The sequence below is a fragment of the Kosakonia pseudosacchari genome (assembly GCF_900184035.1).
Taxonomy (GTDB): Bacteria; Pseudomonadota; Gammaproteobacteria; order Enterobacterales; family Enterobacteriaceae; genus Kosakonia; species Kosakonia pseudosacchari.
Genome location: NZ_FXWP01000017.1, coordinates 62,492 through 81,947, shown reverse-complemented (window position 1 = coordinate 81,947; position 19,456 = coordinate 62,492). Strand labels below are relative to the sequence as shown.

General features: G+C 55.4%; 14 protein-coding genes. 6 read left to right on the top strand and 8 right to left on the bottom strand.

Annotated elements, in window-relative coordinates; translation table 11 throughout:
* Positions 1-117: 117 nt before the first annotated feature.
* The 3 genes from glpE to BN2591_RS15080 are packed head-to-tail and all read left to right on the top strand — an operon-like array spanning position 118 to position 2,112.
* A complete protein-coding gene (gene glpE / locus BN2591_RS15090) occupies positions 118-447 on the top strand; it encodes a thiosulfate sulfurtransferase GlpE (protein WP_017459544.1) in 330 nt (109 codons plus the stop codon).
* A 58-nt stretch (positions 448-505) separates the two neighbouring features.
* Complete coding sequence (gene glpG / locus BN2591_RS15085) at positions 506-1,336, top strand: rhomboid family intramembrane serine protease GlpG (protein ID WP_086872735.1); 831 nt, start codon at positions 506-508, stop codon at positions 1,334-1,336.
* Between the two features lie 17 nt (positions 1,337-1,353).
* Entirely contained in the window at positions 1,354-2,112 is a 759-nt protein-coding gene (locus tag BN2591_RS15080; protein WP_017459542.1) for a DeoR/GlpR family transcriptional regulator, read from the top strand.
* A gap of 18 nt (positions 2,113-2,130) precedes the next feature.
* Here the strand turns inward: BN2591_RS15080 and malT are convergent, their stop codons facing one another.
* Complete coding sequence (malT, locus tag BN2591_RS15075; protein ID WP_086872733.1) at positions 2,131-4,836, bottom strand: HTH-type transcriptional regulator MalT; 2,706 nt, start codon at positions 4,834-4,836, stop codon at positions 2,131-2,133.
* A gap of 606 nt (positions 4,837-5,442) precedes the next feature.
* Between malT and malP the strand changes: the two genes are divergently transcribed.
* The gene (gene malP / locus BN2591_RS15065) at positions 5,443-7,836 is read left to right on the top strand and encodes a maltodextrin phosphorylase (RefSeq protein ID WP_086872729.1); all 2,394 of its coding nucleotides are present in this window, start codon (positions 5,443-5,445) and stop codon (positions 7,834-7,836) included.
* Between the two features lie 9 nt (positions 7,837-7,845).
* A complete protein-coding gene (gene malQ, locus BN2591_RS15060) occupies positions 7,846-9,936 on the top strand; it encodes a 4-alpha-glucanotransferase (RefSeq protein WP_086872727.1) in 2,091 nt (696 codons plus the stop codon).
* A 43-nt stretch (positions 9,937-9,979) separates the two neighbouring features.
* Here malQ and gntT read toward each other — a convergent pair whose 3' ends face one another.
* The 3 genes from gntT to gntX all read right to left on the bottom strand — a co-directional run bounded on the left by gntT (position 9,980) and on the right by gntX (position 12,974).
* Positions 9,980-11,296 carry a gluconate transporter gene (gene gntT / locus BN2591_RS15055; RefSeq protein ID WP_017459537.1) on the bottom strand — a complete coding sequence of 439 codons (1,317 nt, stop codon included), beginning with the start codon at positions 11,294-11,296 and terminating at the stop codon, positions 9,980-9,982.
* Positions 11,297-11,656: 360 nt separating this feature from the next.
* The gene (gene nfuA, locus BN2591_RS15050; RefSeq protein WP_086872725.1) at positions 11,657-12,232 is read right to left on the bottom strand and encodes a Fe-S biogenesis protein NfuA; all 576 of its coding nucleotides are present in this window, start codon (positions 12,230-12,232) and stop codon (positions 11,657-11,659) included.
* Between the two features lie 58 nt (positions 12,233-12,290).
* Positions 12,291-12,974 carry a DNA utilization protein GntX gene (gntX, locus tag BN2591_RS15045; protein ID WP_086872723.1) on the bottom strand — a complete coding sequence of 228 codons (684 nt, stop codon included), beginning with the start codon at positions 12,972-12,974 and terminating at the stop codon, positions 12,291-12,293.
* A 38-nt stretch (positions 12,975-13,012) separates the two neighbouring features.
* On the opposite strand from gntX, the gene bioH reads away from it, so the two are divergent.
* Positions 13,013-13,786, top strand: coding sequence for a pimeloyl-ACP methyl ester esterase BioH (bioH, locus tag BN2591_RS15040; RefSeq protein ID WP_086872721.1), 774 nt, complete (start codon positions 13,013-13,015; stop codon positions 13,784-13,786).
* On the opposite strand, the gene feoC is transcribed toward bioH, so the two are convergent.
* The 4 genes from feoC to BN2591_RS15020 all read right to left on the bottom strand — a co-directional run bounded on the left by feoC (position 13,783) and on the right by BN2591_RS15020 (position 19,447).
* Positions 13,783-14,022: a [Fe-S]-dependent transcriptional repressor FeoC gene (gene feoC / locus BN2591_RS15035; RefSeq protein WP_086872719.1), complete on the bottom strand. Its 240-nt coding sequence runs from the start codon at positions 14,020-14,022 to the stop codon at positions 13,783-13,785. The two genes, bioH and feoC, sit on opposite strands and share 4 nt — an antisense overlap.
* Before the next feature lie 11 nt (positions 14,023-14,033).
* Positions 14,034-16,352, bottom strand: a complete 2,319-nt coding sequence (gene feoB / locus BN2591_RS15030; RefSeq protein ID WP_086872717.1) for a Fe(2+) transporter permease subunit FeoB — start codon at positions 16,350-16,352, stop codon at positions 14,034-14,036.
* A 33-nt stretch (positions 16,353-16,385) separates the two neighbouring features.
* On the bottom strand, positions 16,386-16,613 hold the full coding sequence (gene feoA, locus BN2591_RS15025; RefSeq protein WP_017459530.1) for a ferrous iron transporter A: 228 nt from the start codon (positions 16,611-16,613) through the stop codon (positions 16,386-16,388).
* Between the two features lie 494 nt (positions 16,614-17,107).
* A complete protein-coding gene (locus BN2591_RS15020; protein ID WP_086872715.1) occupies positions 17,108-19,447 on the bottom strand; it encodes a Tex family protein in 2,340 nt (779 codons plus the stop codon).
* Positions 19,448-19,456 lie beyond the last annotated feature (9 nt).

Sequence of the window (19,456 nt, the reverse complement as noted above, 5' to 3'; positions counted from 1 at the left end):
TGGTAACATCAAAAAAACAATTTAGAGTGATATGCATAACATAATGGCGTTAACCCGCCGTCACGACGTACACTTGACGGCAGGATAGCCATTTACTGTGTCAATTAAGAGAACGTCATGGATCACTTTGAGTGTATTAACGTAGAAGAAGCCCACCAAAAATTGCACCAGCAGCAGGCTGTACTGGTGGATATTCGCGATCCGCAGAGCTTTGCGATGGGGCACACGCCAGGCGCGTTTCATCTCACCAACGACACGCTGGGCGCGTTTATGCGTGATAACGACTTCGAAACGCCGGTGATGGTGATGTGCTATCACGGCAACAGCAGTAAAGGCGCTGCGCAATATTTATTGCAGCAGGGCTACGATCAGGTCTACAGCGTGGACGGCGGTTTCGACGCCTGGCATCGTCACTTTCCGTCTGAAGTGATGCACGGCGCGCTGTAGGCATTGCGCTTGTCTTGGGTATACTGTCTTTTTTTGTAGGGACTAAACGACGCCTGCCATGTTGATGATTACCTCTTTTTCCAACCCTCGCGTCGCCCAGGCGTTTGTTGATTATATGCAGACCCAGGGTGTGATCCTCACCCTTCAACACCATCAGCAAAGCGATGTCTGGCTGGCAGATGAAAGCCAGGCGGAGCGCGTGCGTAGCGAACTGGCGCGTTTTATGGAAAACCCCGGCGACCCGCGTTACCAGGCGGCGAGCTGGCAATCTGGCCAAATCGATAGCGGCTTGCACTATCGCCGCTTTCCGCTGCGGGCGGCGCTGCGCGAGCGCGGCGGGCCATTAACGCTGCTGATGTCGGCGCTGTGCGTCGTGGTGTTTGTGATGATGAGCATTATCGGCGATCAAACGATAATGATGTGGCTTGCCTGGCCGTGGGACGCCAGCGTGCAGTTTGAAGTCTGGCGCTACTTCACCCATACGGTAATGCACTTTTCGCTGGTGCATATCATCTTCAACCTTTTCTGGTGGTGGTATCTTGGCGGCGTGGTTGAAAAACGTCTGGGCACCGGAAAACTGGTGGTCATTACCCTCATTAGCGCCTTATTGAGCGGTTTTGTGCAGCACCAGCTTACTGGCCCGTGGTTTGGCGGCTTATCCGGCGTGGTTTACGCGCTGATTGGCTATGTCTGGCTGCGCGGTATACGTGACCCGGAATCGCAGATTGCGTTACCTAACGGATTGTTTATCTTCACTGTTGTGCTGATGGTGGCGGAGTGGTTCGGTTTGACCGGTTTCGCCATTGCTAACGGCGCGCACACGGCGGGGATGGTGATTGGGCTGGCAATGGCGCTGGTCGACACGAAAAATGTGCGAAAACGAACATAATTATCCAGGGACAATTCATGAAACAAACACAGCGTCATGACGCAATTATTGAACTGGTTAAACAGCAGGGATACGTCAGTACCGAAGAGTTAGTCGAGCAATTTTCCGTTAGTCCACAAACGATTCGCCGCGATCTGAACGATCTGGCGGATCAGAATAAAATTTTGCGTCATCACGGCGGCGCGGCGCTGCCATCAAGCTCGGAAAACACCTCCTGGCACGATCGCAAAGCGACGCAAACGGCGGAAAAAGAGCGTATCGCCCGCAAAGTGGCGGAGCAAATTCCCAATGGCGCTACGCTGTTTATTGATATCGGCACCACGCCGGAAGCGGTCGCTCATGCGCTGCTCAACCACAGCGATTTACGCATCGTCACCAACAACCTGAACGTCGCCAATACATTAATGAAGAAAGACGACTTCCGGGTGATTCTGGCAGGTGGCGAACTCCGTAGCCGCGACGGCGGCATTGTGGGTGAAGCGACGCTCGATTTTATCTCTCAATTCCGCCTCGATTTCGGCATCCTCGGCATTAGCGGCATCGATGCCGATGGTTCATTGCTTGAGTTTGACTACCATGAAGTGCGCACCAAACGCGCGATTATTGAAAACTCGCGCCATGTGATGCTGGTGGTGGATCATTCGAAGTTTGGTCGTAACGCGATGGTCAATATGGGGAGCATTAGCATGGTTGACGCGGTTTACACCGATACCATGCCACCCGCCAGCGTAGTGCAGGTGATTACCAGCAACAACGTGCAACTGGAGTTGTGCTAAACCGCCTTGCGGCGGTTTTTACACCCCGTAGCCCATAATCTTCAGCAACTGTTGTGCATGCTGAACCGCATCCTGGCGATGGGCAACGCCGAGCTTCTGATAGAGGTTGCGGATATGGGTTTTAATGGTTGTCGCTGCGACAGCCAGCTCGCCGGCAATTTGTTCATTGCTGTAGCCAGAATAAATCAGCCCCAGCACCTGCCACTCGCGCTGGGTCAGCGGGCTGGTGCGGATCAGTTCCGGCACTTCCGGGTGAGTGAGCAGCCGTTCGACAAAATTCTCATCAAAATGCGCGAACTTGTGGCGGTGATGCTGATTAATGTCGCGCAAAATCCGCTGGGCGCGGTGCTGATCCAGCTCCGGCAGCGTGTTGAGCTGAATTAACTGACGCAATTGCTGCGCCATCGCTTCACCTTCAATCACGAAGTGGCTGATAAATCCGGTGCGGTTAGCCAGTTGTAATGCTTCGAGCAACACTCGCTGTGCGTCATTTTTACGTCCGGCCTGCCAGTAAAGCTGGTTCAACAGCAACAGGTTGCGGTTGATATCGCTCATCAGACGCAGGCTGCGTGCGTTTTCATTTAATTCCTCAAGCACCATTTCTGCCGGGTCGTAATCGCCGAGCAGGATCTGCGCGCGGGCAATATTGCGCCACTGGCTTTGCAGAAAATGGTTATTGGCAAATTCAGGTTTAGGCGTCTGGCGCAGCCACTGCGCCGCCGCTTTTTTATCGCCAGTCATTTGCCAGTAGATCACCCGTACCTTGTCGGCGTTCGATACCCAGTCGCTATGATACTGACCATTGCCGAGCAGGTTTTCTAACCGGTGCAGGTGGCTGCGGGCATTATCGAGATCGCCACGCGCCAGCGAGTTTTGCACCAGTAACGCCAGGCACTGCAACTGCTGCTGCGGTTGCAGGGCGGAAAGCACCTCCATACCCTGACGCGCCGCCGCTTCGGATTCGTCCAGCCGCGCCCATGCCCACAAGAGTTGCGCGCGGATGCGCAGTAAAAATTCATGCATCGGCAACTGTTCAAGATGCTGCTCACGGATCAGCATGAAGGCCTTCTCTTGCATCTCCCAGGCCGCTTGCAGGAAGCCCTGGGCAAACAAAATTTCGCTTTGCTGGATAAGGCTCCACAGCGCGTAGTGCCAGACGTCGTGACGACGCGCCATCTGCTCGGTTTGCTGCATCACCGACAGCGAATTGGTCAGCTCACCTTTGCAGTGCAACACTTCGCCGTGTACCGAGGTGGCCACGATGCGGCTGTAGTAATTGGCCAGCGGCAACTCTTCGAGCGCCACCATCGCCAGCCGTTCGGCTTCCACCGGGTCGCCATCGTTGATAGCCACCTGGGCGCGCAAAGCGTTGAAATCGCCGTGCAGCGAGGCGTCCATTTGCGTGGTCATCTCCTGTTCGGCGCGCGCCAGCAGGGTGTTCACTTCGCTGTAGCGGTGCTGGCTTTGCATCAGCCAGGCCTGTAACAGTACCAGCCGTGGGTTTTCCAGCAGGCTTTCCCACGGCAGGGCTTTTAGCGACTCTTCCAGTACGCTCAGCTCGCTGTGGTTGAACAGCCCCCATGCGTGATGCAGCAGAATATCGCGCAGCATAATGCCATCGCCCGCCGCCAGCGCATGATGAATGGCTTCGCTCGGGAAGCCTTGCGCCATCCAGCTTTCCGCTGCCGCGCGGTGAATATCCGGTAACTCTGTTGCCAGCTCCCACTGGCAGCGCTGGCGCAGGAAGCTGCCAAATAGCGGGTGGTAGCTAAACCATTCGCCGGAATCATCCATCCGTTGCAGGAACAGGCCCTGGCGCTCTATCTCTTCCAGCCGCATCTGCCCGTTCTCTTCGCCGGTTACGCGCACAATCAGCGCATCGTTCATTGAACGCAGCAGCGCGCTTTTCAGCAGGAAATGACGCGTATCGACATCGACATTATCCAGCACTTCATCAACCAGATAATCCGAAAGATGGCTGGCGTTAATGCCCGCCAGACGACGCGCAGACTGGTGCGGTGCGCTGTGGTTTTGCCGGGCGGAAAGCGCGATAAGCTGGAGCGCCGTTGCCCAACCGGCTACGTCGTCGCACAGGCGGCTACTCTCTGCCGCCTCAATCGGTGAGCTCAGGCGGCAGTCAAAGAACTGTTTGGCTTCCTGGTGGGTAAAGGCAAGCTGGTGGCTGCCAATCTCCAGCAACTGCTCGCGCACGCGAAGATTCGCGATGCCTAACTGCGGCAAGTTGCGCGACAGCACAATCAGCGTCAGGTTTTCTGGTTGATGGCGTAAGAAAAAGCGCATCGCATCGTGGATCACCGGGTTGGTGACGAGGTGGTAATCATCAATCACCAGATACAACGGACGCTGCCATTCGGTCAGCTCAATAAACAGTTGTGAGAAGAGTGACGGCAGGCTGGCGTACTGACGTTTTTGCGCCATCACTTCGCTGCTGACGCAATGCCCGCCCGTCGCCTGTTGAATGGCGGCGATAAAATAGCTGGCAAAACGCTCCTGCTGGTTATCGCCTTCATCCAGCGAAAACCAGCCCACATCATTCTTGCCTGCCGCCCACTGGGAAATGAGCGTGGTTTTGCCGTAACCCGCAGGGCTGGTGACCAGCGCAAGCCGATAATTGTTGGCGCCGGAAAGTTTAGCCAGCAGCCGTTCGCGCACCACCGTGTGGTCGAGACGAACCGGGCGACTTAATTTGGACGGAATCAACATAGTTATCACTTCACTGTGCGAAAAAACGGAGGGGACGATTTTTTTTGCGCTTCGTAATTAATAGTAATAAGGTCGGCCAGATGAAGAAATATTGCAAGTTATGTCCGAATCTGGCGATTGTGAATTTGCACCATGTCACATTTCTATTTATGTCGTGAATAAAGAAAGCACAATAATGGCAAAAGAGAGGGAGGCAGGACTGGCGGGCGATGCAGGCCAGGTTGTTAAATACAACTGGCAACTATAAGGTCTTTATAAGAAATATTAAGACATTGGCTGACATAAACGCACAAATAGCAAAAAACGAACACGTCCGCGCAGCGAAATATTATTTCGCCAAATTTTCACCAACCAGCCATATTTATTCTCTCCGAAACGTCATTTCATTTTTCCCGGCCGCGCGAGGATTCTTTCACCACCGGTTGCCGTTTTATTGATTGAAAAATGTTCAAAAAAGACGCTACTTTTAAGTGGCGGCGATCACACTTTTCGCTCATCCCCGCTACTCCTCCCCGGCTAATCCCTGGCAGGATGAGGAACTCAGTTACCGAGCCAGGCACACTAGCGCAAACGTCGATTTACTTCATTACAGGACCCGGATTCTTTATGTCAAAGCCAACGTTTAATAAAGCGGAATTTGAAACGGCTCTTACGCGCCAGTGGCAGCGTTTTGGAGTGCAGGCCGCGAGTGACATGACAACCCGCCAGTGGTGGCAAGCAGTCAGCGGTGCGCTGGCAGAACTGCTGGCGGCGCAGCCCGCACCGAAAGTGGTGAAAAAGCAGCGCCACGTCAACTATATCTCAATGGAGTTTTTGATTGGTCGCCTGACCGGCAACAACTTGTTGAATCTGGGCTGGTATGAGGGCGTTGGCGAGGTGTTGAAGCACCATGACATCAATTTGACCGATCTGCTGGAAGAGGAGATCGATCCGGCGCTCGGCAACGGCGGTTTAGGGCGTCTGGCGGCCTGTTTCCTGGATTCGATGGCGACCGTTGGTCAGTCAGCCACCGGTTACGGTCTGAATTATCAATACGGCTTGTTCCGCCAGTCTTTTGTTGACGGGCAACAGCATGAAGCGCCGGATGACTGGCACCGCCGCAGCTACCCATGGTTTAGCCACAACGAACAGCTGGATGTGCAGGTGGGGATTGGCGGTAAAGTCAGCAAAGAGGGGCACTGGCAGCCTGCTTTTACGCTGATCGGCGAAGCCTGGGATCTGCCGGTCATCGGCTATCGCAACGGCATTACCCAGCCGCTGCGCCTGTGGCAGGCGACGCACGCGCACCCGTTTAACCTCACCAAATTTAACGATGGCGATTTCCTGCGTGCCGAACAAACCGGCATTGATGCGGAAAAACTCACCAAAGTGCTCTACCCGAATGACAACCACCAGGCGGGCAAAAAGCTGCGTCTGATGCAGCAATATTTCCAGTGTGCCTGTTCGGTGGCTGATATTCTGCGCCGCCATCATCTGGCCGGGCGCAAGCTGGCGCAACTGCCGGACTACGAAGTTATTCAACTGAACGACACGCACCCGACGATTGCCATTCCTGAGTTACTGCGTGTGCTGCTTGACGAGCATCAACTGAGCTGGGATGACGCATGGGCGATCACCAGCCGCACGTTCGCCTATACCAACCACACGCTGATGCCAGAAGCGCTGGAGTGCTGGGATGAAACGCTGGTGAAAGCGCTGCTGCCGCGCCATATGCAAATCATCAAGCAGATCAACGACAAGTTTAAAGTGCTGGTTGAGAAAACCTGGCCTGGCGACAAAGCCGTGTGGGCGAAGCTGGCGGTGGTGCATCACAAACAGGTACGCATGGCGAACCTGTGCGTGGTTGGTGGGTTCGCGGTGAACGGCGTTGCGGCGCTGCACTCGGATCTGGTGGTAAAAGATCTGTTCCCGGAATACCACCAGTTATGGCCGGGCAAATTCCATAACGTCACCAACGGCATCACCCCGCGTCGCTGGATCAAACAGTGCAACCCACAACTGGCTGCGTTGCTTGATAAGACGTTGAAAAAAGAGTGGGCCAACGATCTCGACCAGTTGATTAACCTGGAGAAATACGCCGACGACGCGGCGTTCCGTAAACAGTACCGTGAGATAAAACAGCACAACAAACAGCAACTGGCGGCGTTTGTGAAAGCGCGTACCGGCATCGACATTAACCCGCATGCGCTGTTTGATATTCAGATCAAGCGCTTGCATGAGTACAAACGTCAGCATCTTGGCTTGTTGCACATTCTGGCGCTGTATAAAGAGATCCGCGAAAACCCGCAAGCCGACCGCGTGCCGCGCGTGTTCCTGTTTGGTGCGAAAGCCGCGCCGGGTTACTACCTGGCGAAAAATATTATCTATGCCATCAATAAAGTGGCGGAAGTGATTAACAGCGACGCCAGCATTGGCGACAAACTGAAGGTCGTTTTCCTGCCGGATTACTGTGTTTCAGCGGCGGAAAAATTGATTCCGGCGGCGGATGTTTCCGAGCAGATCTCCACGGCGGGCAAAGAGGCCTCCGGCACCGGCAATATGAAGCTGGCGCTTAACGGCGCGTTAACCGTCGGTACGCTGGACGGTGCCAACGTCGAGATTGCCGAACAGGTGGGCGAGGAGAATATCTTTATCTTCGGTAACACCGTCGAGCAGGTGAAAGCGCTGAAAGCAAAAGGTTACGACCCGCTGAAGTGGCGCAAAAAAGATAAGCAACTGGATGCGGTGCTGAAAGAACTGGAAAGCGGTAAATACAGCGATGGCGATAAACACGCCTTCGACCAGATGCTGCATAGCATTGGCAAACAGGGCGGTGACCCGTACCTGGTGCTGGCGGATTTCGCCGATTATGTGGCGGCGCAGAAACGTGTCGATGTGCTCTACCGTGACCAGGAAGCCTGGACGCGAGCGGCGATCCTGAACACCGCGCGCTGCGGGATGTTCAGCTCTGACCGTTCGATCCGCGATTATCAAACCCGTATCTGGCAGGCGAAACGCTAAGGAAGGGTGATGGAGAGTAAACGTCTGGAACAGGCCGCGCTGGCGGCGGGGATCAGCCCAAACTACATCAATGCGCACGGTAAACCGCAATCTATTACCGTGCAAACCAAGCGGCGTTTGCTGGATGCGATGCATCCCGCGCCTGTGGCGGCGGTCAGTGCGCCGCCGGTGCCTGTGGTGAAGGTGTTTATCCATGGCAAGAAAAAAGTGCTGCCGGTTGTTGGTAAAGGCGATTTCCAGTGGCAACTCACCACGGAAACGGGCAAACAGTACCAGGGCGATGTGCGCGGCGGGGCTACTTTAGCGCTGCCAACCGGGCTGGCGCTGGGTTACCACACGCTGACTGTGACGCAGAAAAATCAACGCTGGCAGTGCCGGGTCATCATCGCGCCGGCGCGTTGTTATGAACCGCAGGCGCTGCTCGACGGTAAGAAACTGTGGGGCGCATGTGTGCAGCTTTACACTCTGCGTTCTGAGAGTAACTGGGGGATTGGCGATTTCGGCGATCTGAAAAAGATGCTTGGCGAGGTGGCCAGCCGCGGCGGTGCGTTTATCGGCCTGAACCCGATTCACGCGCTCTATCCGGCGAACCCGGAGAGTGCCAGCCCGTACAGCCCGTCATCACGCCGCTGGTTGAATGTTATCTATATCGATGTGAATGCGGTGGCCGATTTCCGCGATAGCGAAGAGGCACAGGCCTGGTGGCATCTGCCCACGACGCGCGAAACACTGCGGGCCGCGCGCGATGCACAATGGGTGGATTACGCCACCGTCACGGCGCTGAAACTGGAGGCATTGCGCATGGCGTGGCAGCGCTTTCGCCAGCGTGCGCAGAGCGATGAACAGGCTGTGGCGTTCCAGCGTTTTGTGCAGCAGGAAGGCGACAGCCTTTACTGGCAGGCGGCGTTCGATGCCATTCACGCCAACCAGGTGAAGGAAGATATGCTGCGCTGGGGCTGGCCGGTGTGGCCGGAAGGATACCAGAACACGCGCAGCCCGCAGGTGAAAGCCTTCTGCAAAGAGCATGAGGATGAGGTCAATTTCTACCTCTGGCTGCAATGGCTGGCTTACACCCAGTTCGCCGAGTGCTGGCAAACCAGCCAGGGTTATGCGATGCCGATTGGTCTGTACCGCGACCTGGCCGTGGGGGTGGCGGAAGGGGGCGCAGAAACCTGGTGCGATCGCGAGTTGTATTGCCTCAAAGCTTCCGTTGGCGCGCCGCCGGATATTCTCGGCCCGCTGGGGCAAAACTGGGGGTTGCCGCCGATGGATCCGCATGTGATCCACGCCCGCGCTTATGCGCCATTTATCGATCTGCTACGCGCCAATATGAAACACTGCGGTGCGCTGCGTATTGATCATGTGATGTCGATGTTGCGTCTGTGGTGGATCCCATATGGTGAAACGGCCGATCACGGCGCGTATGTGCAGTACCCGGTCGATGACCTGCTCGCCATTCTCGCGCTGGAAAGCCAGCGTCATCAGTGCATGGTGATTGGTGAAGATCTGGGAACCGTGCCGGTGGAGATCGTCGGTAAACTGCGCAGCAGCGGCGTCTACTCTTACAAAGTGCTCTACTTCGAAAACGATCATGAAAAAACGTTCCGCGCGCCGCAGGCGTATCCACAACAGTCAATGGCGGTGGCGACAACGCATGATCTTCCTACGCTGCGCGGCTATTGGGAAAGCGGTGATTTGACGCTCGGCAAAACGCTGGGGCTCTATCCGGATGAAGTGGTGTTGCGCGGGTTGTATCAGGATCGCGAACTGGCGAAACAGGGGCTGCTTGATGCGCTTCATCAGTACGGTTGTTTGCCGCAGCGCGCGGGACATAAAGCATCGCGCACGCCAATGACGTCGGTGCTCAACCGTGGAATGCAGCGCTATATCGCCGACAGCAACAGCGCGCTATTGGGGTTGCAACCGGAAGACTGGCTGGATATGGCCGGGCCGGTGAATATTCCGGGCACCAGTTACCAGTATAAAAACTGGCGGCGGAAGCTGGCGGTGTCGCTGGAGGCGATGTTTGCCGATGAAAAGGTCAATAAGTTATTAAAAGATCTCGACCGGCGTCGCAAAGCGGCGGCAAAGCGGAAATAAAAAAGGCCCGGTTATCCGGGCCTTTTTACATGCAGTGACTGAATTAAACCACCATGCCCAACAACAGGCAGCCAACCAGACCGCAAACCGAAATGATCGTTTCCAGCGCCGACCAGGAGCGCATGGTCTCGCCGATGGTCAGGTTGAAATACTCTTTGAACAGCCAGAAACCCGGATCGTTAACGTGAGAGAAAATCACGCTACCGGAACCGACCGCAATCACCATCAATTCCGGGCTCACGCCGGTGGTGGCAATCAACGGCGCCGCAATACCGCCCGCCGTGATTGCCGCAACGGTGGCGGAACCCAGCGCGATGCGCAGCACTGCGGCAATTGACCACGCCATAAACAGCGGAGAGAGATTGGTGGAATGCATCATTGAAGCAATGTATTTATCGACACCGCTATCAACCAGAACCTGTTTGAACGCACCGCCACCGCCGATGATCAGCAGCATCATGGCAATGATTTTGATAGAGCTGGTCAGCGTTTCGTTGATGTCGTCCATTGAACGGCCACGGTTCAGACCGAAGGTGAATACCGCAATCAGCACCGCAATCATGGTTGCCATGACCGGGTCGCCGAAGAACTCGGCGTAAGGCAGCAGCGCGTGGCCTTTCGGCAGCAGCATTTCTGCTACCGCGCGCAGCGCCATCAGGATCACCGGCACCAGCGATGTCCAGACGCTGACGCCGAAGCCAGGCATCTCTTCTTCGCTGAAGGTTTTCGCGTTGTAGAGGCCATCCGGGATCGGTTTATCAATGCTTTTCAGGAAGCGGGCATAGACCGGGCCAGCAAGGATAACGGTTGGGATACCGAGCAGCGTACCGTAGAGCAGCGTTTTGCCCATATCGGCATGGAAAATGGTCGCAATCGCCGTTGGGCCGGGGTGCGGTGGCAGGAAGCCGTGCGTCACGGACAGCGCTGCTGCCATCGGCACACCAACGTACAGTAACGGAATACGTGCGGATGCCGCGATGGTGAACACCAGCGGCAGCAACAGTACGAAGCCGACTTCATAGAACAGCGCGAAACCGACGGTAAAACCGGTCAGCACCACCGCCCACTGAATGTACTGGCGACCAAATTTTTCGATAAGTGTGGTGGCGATGCGCTGTGCGCCGCCGCAGTCTGCCAGCAGTTTGCCGAGCATGGCGCCAAAGCCCATGATCAGCGCAAGGCTGCCGAGCGTACCGCCGACACCATTTTTAATCGATTTAATAACGGCATCGAGCGGCATGCCCTGCATCATCCCCACGGCGAGCGCCACAAGGATCAGGGCGATAAATCCGTTCAGTTTGAAGCGGATCATTAACAGGAGTAAGAGAGCAACACCGATAGCGACTATGACTAATGGCATGATTTACCTGGCCTTTAAATTGTTATGGGTAACGTCAGTGTTTCTGGCAGCCGCTGAAAATTCCCGAAAGAGGAAGGAGCGAGCTGCGGCACCGTTGCGGCTGACATCCATTGCTAAAAATTGTAGTCGGATGTTTTTTAAGTTGTCGGTGCTGGCAGGAATGATACGGGTAACATCCATCAAAAGAGAATCACTCTGGCGATCTAAATGTAAGATCTGAGACGTGCGTCATATTAACGCCGGGAAACTAACCACCTGTGAAAAGGGAAATGTGAGGGGAGAGATACGGGTAACACAAAGTTTAACTCTGTAGACCCGGCAAGCAGAACGCCGCCGGGCAATCTACAGCAGAAAGCAGGCTTAGTAGTAAGAGTGCTCACCGCGCTGGTGTTCGGTCAGATCGCGAACACCTTTCAGCTCCGGGAACTCGGTCAGCAGTTGCTTTTCGATACCCTCTTTCAGCGTCACGTCGACCATCGAGCAACCGTTACAGCCGCCGCCAAACTGCAGAATGGCGTAGCCTTCTTCGGTGATCTCCATCAGCGAGACACGGCCGCCGTGGCCAGCCAGCTGCGGGTTGATTTGGGACTGCAGCAGATACTCCACGCGCTCCATCAGCGGTGCGTCGTCGGACACTTTACGCATTTTGGCGTTCGGCGCTTTCAGCGTCAGCTGCGAACCTAACTGATCGGTAACAAAATCGATTTCCGCATCTTCCAGATACGGCGCGCTCAGCTCATCGACATAGGCAACAAGTTGTTCAAATTTCAGCGCGGTGTCGGTGGCTTCAACCGCGTCTGGCGGGCAATAAGAGACGCCACACTCAGCGTTGGGCGTGCCTGGGTTAATCACAAATACGCGGATTTGTGTCCCTTCTTCCTGATTTGCCAGCAGTTTGACAAAGTGCGCTTGGGCAGCGTCGGAAATACGGATCATAGCAATGGCCTAATAGTTGACTATTTTACTTGGTTATAATACGCCCATCATCGAGGGTCTACAAGGTTCGACACAGGCACCAGACCTGAACAGTTGCTGCGCCGCGGCGTAAAAGCAGCCGGGTGATTTCCGCAACGGTGCTGCCGGTCGTGACGACATCATCCACCACGACGATATGGAGACCGGTAACAGGCAATTCAAGACGAAAGGCATTTTTCAGGTTCTGCTTGCGCAAACGGGCATTGAGTTGGTGCTGTACCGGTGTCGCCCGCACCCGGCGCAGCGCGGCAGGCTGATATGGAGTTTGTAACCAGTGCGCCAGCGCCCGGCACAGGAGATCGCTTTGATTGAACCCTCTGCGCCACTGGCGGCGCGCATGCAGCGGTACGCTTAAGAGCATATCCGGTGTCTGCCAGTTTCCGCAGCGGCGTGCGTTTAATACCGCTAACAGCAGCAGACGGGCCAGTGCGCGGGCAATTTCCGGGCGAGGCAAAAATTTAAACTGCTGCACCAGCGGGCTAAGCGGTGGCGCGTAACGACTGACGGCAATCAGCCGCTGCCAGGGCGGCGGTTTTTGCAGACAGCGTCCGCAGGCAATGTCGTCGCGAGCGGCGGGTAAACCGCACAAAGGGCAAACTTTTTCGCGCACTTTCATGGCGCGCGTGCAGCCAGAACAGATCCCCCACTGGCTCAGCATCAATGGCATTCGACATAGCCAGCATAAGCCTGGCACTGTTAGCATGTGCCACCTCCTTGTGTGAAAGAAGAGAACGATAGCTGATGAAAAACATCTGGTGGCAAACCAAAGGCGAAGGAAATTGTCATCTTGTGCTGCTGCACGGATGGGGGCTGAATGCTCAGGTCTGGGATTGCATTACGCCGGAACTGAGTTCGCACTTTACGCTGCATGTAGTGGATCTGCCTGGCTATGGCAGAAGCGAAGGGTTTGGCGCACTGGCGCTGTCACAGATGGCGGATATCGTATTATCTCACGCGCCACAACAGGCGATATGGCTGGGCTGGAGCCTGGGCGGGCTGGTGGCGAGCCAGATAGCGTTGCAATCACCTGAACGCGTGAGTGCGTTGGTTACGGTTGCCTCATCGCCCTGTTTTAGCGCGCAGGGTGATTGGGCGGGAATCAAGCCTGAAGTGCTGGCTGGTTTTCAGCAGCAATTGAGTGAAGATTTTCAGCGTACCGTTGAACGTTTCCTGGCACTGCAGACGCTCGGCACCGAAACCGCAAGGCAGGATGCGCGTGAGCTTAAAAACGCGGTGTTGTCGCTTCCGATGCCGCCAACGGAAGTGCTGAACGGCGGGCTGGAGATTTTAAAAACGGTGGATTTACGCGACGCACTTGGCGGGCTGACGCTACCGTTTTTACGTATTTATGGCCGTCTTGACGGGCTGGTGCCGCGTAAAATTGTGCCATTACTGGATGATATGTGGCCGCAGAGCGAGTCGTTGATTTTCCCGAAAGCGGCACATGCGCCGTTTGTTTCCCATCCTGCGGAGTTCTGCGAGGCGTTGTTGGCGCTGAAAGCCAGGCTTGTTTAACGCAGCGCCCACCATTCACGAGAGCAGGCGCTTTTCCCTTCCGGGCACTGCTTGCAGCTACCGGTTAAGCAACCGGTAGCCTCTTCCTGAATACGCACCGCTTTACCCATGGCTTCCATGCGACCGAGCATGGCGTCGATCATCGCACGCGGCGTATGCAGCGCGGTGCTCAACTGCTGAGCCTCCATCCGTCCTTGCAATGCCAATAGATCACGCACTTCAATTAACGACGCCATGTTGCTGCTCCTTAGTGACAATCGCCCGCCGGGCTGTCGCAGCAGCTGGCAACGGTTTTACGCGTGGCCAGCAGGTTGACATCCACCCGGCTTCTGGCGCGGCGAAGGGCGCTAATGACCACCACGTTAAACAGCAGAACCGCCAGAATGCAGGTCAGGCTGTAGACCGGATGATCGCTAAACGTCGCTGTCTGGTAAAAGAGCGTGGCGAGCGAGTAAGCGATATTCAGCCCCCACAGCACCGAGAAACCCATCCAGCCACGGCTGGATTCGCGGGCGATGGCACCCATCGCGGTGATGCACGGTACGTAAAGCAGCACAAAAATCAGGTAGCTGTAAGCGGCTGCCGCACTGCCAAATTTTTCGCTCATCACGCCCATGGTGCCGGTCGCCATTTCACCGTCGCCTTTGCTGGCTTCGATTGGGTTAGCCAGTACGCTCAGACTGAACGTCTCTTTCACGCTTTTCGCCGTCTCTTCCAGAGCGGCAATCAGTTCACCTGTCAGGCTGAACTCCGCCGGGTTAAAGGCTTCCTGCTCAATATTTTCCGCCGTGTAAAGCGAGTTCAGCGTACCGACGACCACCTCTTTCGCCATTGCGCCCGTGACAAGACCCACGGTGGCTTGCCAGTGATCGCCATGCACGCCAATTGGCTCCAGCAGCGGGGTAAATACGCGGCTGACAGAGGCCAGCGCGGATTCATCAATTTTGTGTACGGTACGGCCGTTCAGCGAGAAGCTGTTCATCGCGCTGAGGAAAATGCTGACGATGATAATCACTTTCCCTGCGCGGATGACAAAGCCTTTCAGACGCTGCCAGGTTTGCAGCAACAGGCTTTTCAGATGCGGAACATGGTACACCGGCAGTTCCATCACAAATGGCGAGGCTTCGCCGCGCAGCAGCGTATGTTTCAGCACCAGGCCGGTCAGGATCGCCATCACGATACCAATCACATACAGCGAGAAGACGGTGAGCGCCCCTTGCTGGCCGAAAAAGGCGGCAGCGAAAACCGCGAAGATGGCCAGACGCGCGCCGCAGGACATAAATGGCGCCATCATAATGGTGATCAAACGTTCACGCGGCGCGTCTAACGTACGCGCGCCCATCACCGACGGTACATTGCAGCCGAAACCGACAATCAGCGGTACGAAAGATTTGCCCGGCAGACCCAGCGATTGCATCAAGCGATCCATCACAAACGCGGCGCGAGCCATATAACCGGAATCTTCAAGAAAGGACATAAACAGGTACATCATGCCGAGCTGCGGCACTAGCGGCAGCACAGTGTTGACACCGCCGCCAAGCCCTTGCGCCAGGAACACGGTCAGCCATTCGGGGAAGTGCAGCGTATAACCCAGCCACTGAATACCGTGAATAAAGATGGCGACCGAGCCCGCGTCGAAAATGGGCTGGAATGCGCCGCCGATGTTAATGGCAAACAGAAACATCAAATACATGACGAACAAAAAGATCGGCAAACCCAAAAAGCGGTTGATGATGATGCGGTCAAGTGCGGCGGTGAACTGGCTTGGCTCGGCAGTGAGCGTGTTGCTGACGGTATCGCAAATCGCCGCAATCGACTGGTAGCGAGCATCAGCGATATGCAGTGCCGGGTCGTCCATTTCAGCCGTCAGGCGCGAAAGCGCGGCGGCGAGTTGCTTATCATCCACGCCAGAGTTGGCGCGGCTGTAAATATCACCTTCGAGCATTTGCAGACCCATCCAGCGACGTTGCTGCAACGGCACATCATTGGCCATTTGCTGCGCCAGCACGTCTGCTTCGCGGGAAAGGGGGTGAGCGTAATGCACCAGTTCAACATTGTCGTTGTGTTGATGACGGTCAACAGCCAATTTCAGCGCTTCAATCCCGCGACCGCGCGTGGAAACCAGCGGGATCACCGGGCAGCCCAGACGTGCGGCAAGGCCGTCGATATCAATGCGGACTTTCTGCTTTTCGGCGATATCCAGCATGTTGAGGGCGATAATGCACGGCACGCCCAGCTCCAGCAATTGCAGCGTCAGGTAGAGGTTGCGCTCAAGATTGGATGCATCAACAACGTTGATCACCAGATCGGCGTCACCGCTTAAAATGTAATGGCAGGCGATCTGCTCATCCAGCGAGGTTTGCGCGGAAATGGTGGTGAGCGAGTACGTTCCGGGAAGATCGACCAGCGTGACCTGGTGGTCGGTCGTGTTGAACTGCCCCTCTTTGCGCTCAACGGTTACGCCGGACCAGTTTCCCACCCGCTGACGCGCGCCGGTGAGCTGATTAAATAACGTTGTCTTGCCAGAATTAGGATTACCAATTAAGCCAATGGTCAATTTTTTCATTTTTACGTAGCACTCTTTATAACGACTGGCTGATTAACGAGAAACCGCTTCCAGTTCGAGGAACGCGAGATCTTTTTTCCGTAACACTAAATTAACGCGGCGGGTTTCTATATGAATCGGGTCACCCAAAGGGGCGACGCGAACCACATTAAAAGAGGAACCGGGCAACATCCCTAATGACAGGAGTTTCTGCCGCCAGGCCGGGCTTATTTCTTGGGAGAAACCGGTAATTTTCCACGCACTGTCTGGAGAGAATTGCATAGAGCCTACTTATTTACGCTGCGAGCCAAGAGTTATCACGCGCCGTCTGGCGCACTGTTCGTCATCGAAGGAGTGGAGAAATAATCTACTGAACCAATGATAATGAGAATAGTTTTTATCATCAATCATAAAAATGCGTTTGCCGGGAGCAGAATTGATAATTTGAGTCTCTTTTGACGTAGCTCAAAAATTTGTTGGGTTGTGTATTGCCTGGGTAAAACCAGAAAATATTACCGCCGAGTTAAAAAGATAATTTTTATTTTACAAAGTTAATGCTTGTTTCATATTTGTAATATACGCCGCGTAAGAAAAATAACGCAGATACCAATAGCGCAATTAAATATTGGGCGTGATTAGTTAATAATTTTGAAGAGTAAATACCAGGCGAAATAACAAGTTAAATGCACTTCTTTTATCAATCGGCAGTTTTAATTGGGGCTTTTTCGACAATGTTTGCAGAAAAAAATCCCTCCCGATGAAGGGAGGGGGAAATATTAACGTTTTTTACCCATTGCCGCAGCGAGTGCATCCATCATCGCACTGTTGCCGCCCGGCTGACTGTCGCGACCGCGTGGCGCTTTCGCCGGGCGCGCAGCATTACGATTGCCGTTATCGCGGTTGCTGCTGTTGCCGTTGCCACGACGAGCGCTGGTGTCGCCTGGCTGCTCGTCCAGACGCATGGTCAACGCGATTCGTTTGCGCTGTAAATCCACTTCCAGCACCTTGACCTTCACGATATCGCCCGCTTTTACCACGGTATGCGGATCTTCAACGAACTTATCCGCCAGCGATGAAATGTGCACCAGACCATCCTGATGCACGCCGATATCAACGAAAGCGCCAAAGTTAGTTACGTTGGTGACCGCGCCTTCGAGTACCATGCCCGGCAGCAGGTCATTCATCGTTTCCACGCCTTCGGCAAAGGTCGCGGTTTTAAACTCCGGACGCGGGTCGCGCCCCGGTTTCTCCAGCTCTTTAATGATGTCGGTCACTGTCGGTACACCGAACTGTGCATCGGTAAAATCGCTGGCTTTCAGTTTGCGCAACTCCGCGCTATTGCCCATCAGATCGCGCAGTGACTGCTCGGTTGCCGCCAGAATACGTTCCACCACCGGGTAGGTTTCCGGGTGAACGGTGGAGGCGTCCAGCGGGTTGTCGCCGTGGTTAATACGCAGGAAACCCGCGCACTGTTCAAAGGCTTTCGGCCCCAGACGGCTCACTTTCAGCAACTGCTGGCGGTTCTGGAACTGACCGTTTTCATCGCGCCAGGCGACAATGTTCTGCGCCATCATACGGGTTAAACCGGCAACGCGGGTCAGCAGCGGCACCGAGGCAGTATTCAGATCAACGCCGACGGCGTTTACGCAATCCTCGACGACTGCATCCAGTTTGCGCGCCAGTTGCGTCTGGCTAACATCGTGCTGGTACTGGCCGACACCGATAGATTTCGGATCGATTTTCACCAGCTCCGCCAGCGGATCCTGTAAACGACGGGCGATGGAGACCGCCCCGCGCAATGAAACATCCAGATCCGGGAATTCGAGCGCCGCCAGCTCGGAAGCGGAATAAACCGATGCGCCCGCTTCGCTGACAATCACTTTCTGCGCGGTCACGTTCGGGAACTGTTTCTGCACATCAAGGTAGAAACGTTCCGTTTCGCGCGATGCGGTGCCGTTACCAATCGCCACCAGCTCAACATGGTGTTTTTCGCACAATGCCGCGACGACCATTGCCGCTTTTGCCGCTTGCCCGGTATGCGGATAGATGGTGTCGGTGGCGACCAGTTTGCCGGTGGCATCCACCACCGCGACTTTCACACCGGTACGCAAGCCCGGATCGAGGCCCATCGTCGCGCGCAGCCCGGCGGGTGCTGCCATCAGCAGATCGTGCAGGTTACGGGCGAAAACATTGATGGCTTCGTCTTCCGCGCGTTCGCGCACGGTCCCCATCAACTCTGTTTCCAGGTGCATCAATACCTTGATCCGCCACGTCCAGCTCACCACGCCTTTGCGCCAGCTGTCTGCTGGCGCGTTGTTCAGGCGCAGGCCGAGGTGGTCGATAATAATTTGCTCGCAGTGGCTCTCTTTGGGCGGCTCATCAAACTGCGGATCGGCGTTCAGCGCCAGTTGCAGCACGCCTTCGTTACGCCCGCGAAACATCGCCAGCGCGCGGTGCGAAGGGACTGTCGAAATTGGTTCGTGATGATCAAAATAGTCGCGGAATTTGGCACCTTCGTCCTCTTTCCCGCTAACCACGGTGGAGACGAGATGGGCATTTTTCCACAAATAGTCACGCACTTTTGCCAGCAACGCGGCATCTTCCGCGAAGCGTTCCATCAGGATATAGCGCGCGCCATCCAGTGCCGCTTTGCTGTCGGCGACGCCTTTATCGGCATCGACAAACGTTGCGGCCAGCGTTTCGGGATCTTGCGACGGATCATTCCAGAGGGAATCAGCCAGCGGTTCCAGCCCGGCTTCGATGGCGATTTGCCCGCGCGTTCGGCGTTTTGGCTTATATGGCAGGTAGAGATCTTCAAGCTCGGTTTTGCTCAGCGTACCGTTAATGGCTTTTGCCAGCTCATCGCTGAGTTTGCCCTGTTCGCCAATCGATTTCAGAATCGCCTGGCGGCGCTCTTCCAGCTCGCGCAGATAACCAAGGCGGGTTTCGAGCTGACGCAATTGCGTGTCGTCCAGACCGCCGGTGACCTCTTTACGATAGCGTGCGATAAACGGCACGGTATTCCCTTCATCAAGCAGGCGAACGGCGGATTCCACCTGTTCGGTTCGTGCCTGAAGTTCACCCGCAATAATGCGGCAGAGCGAATCATTCATCATGTCATTTCA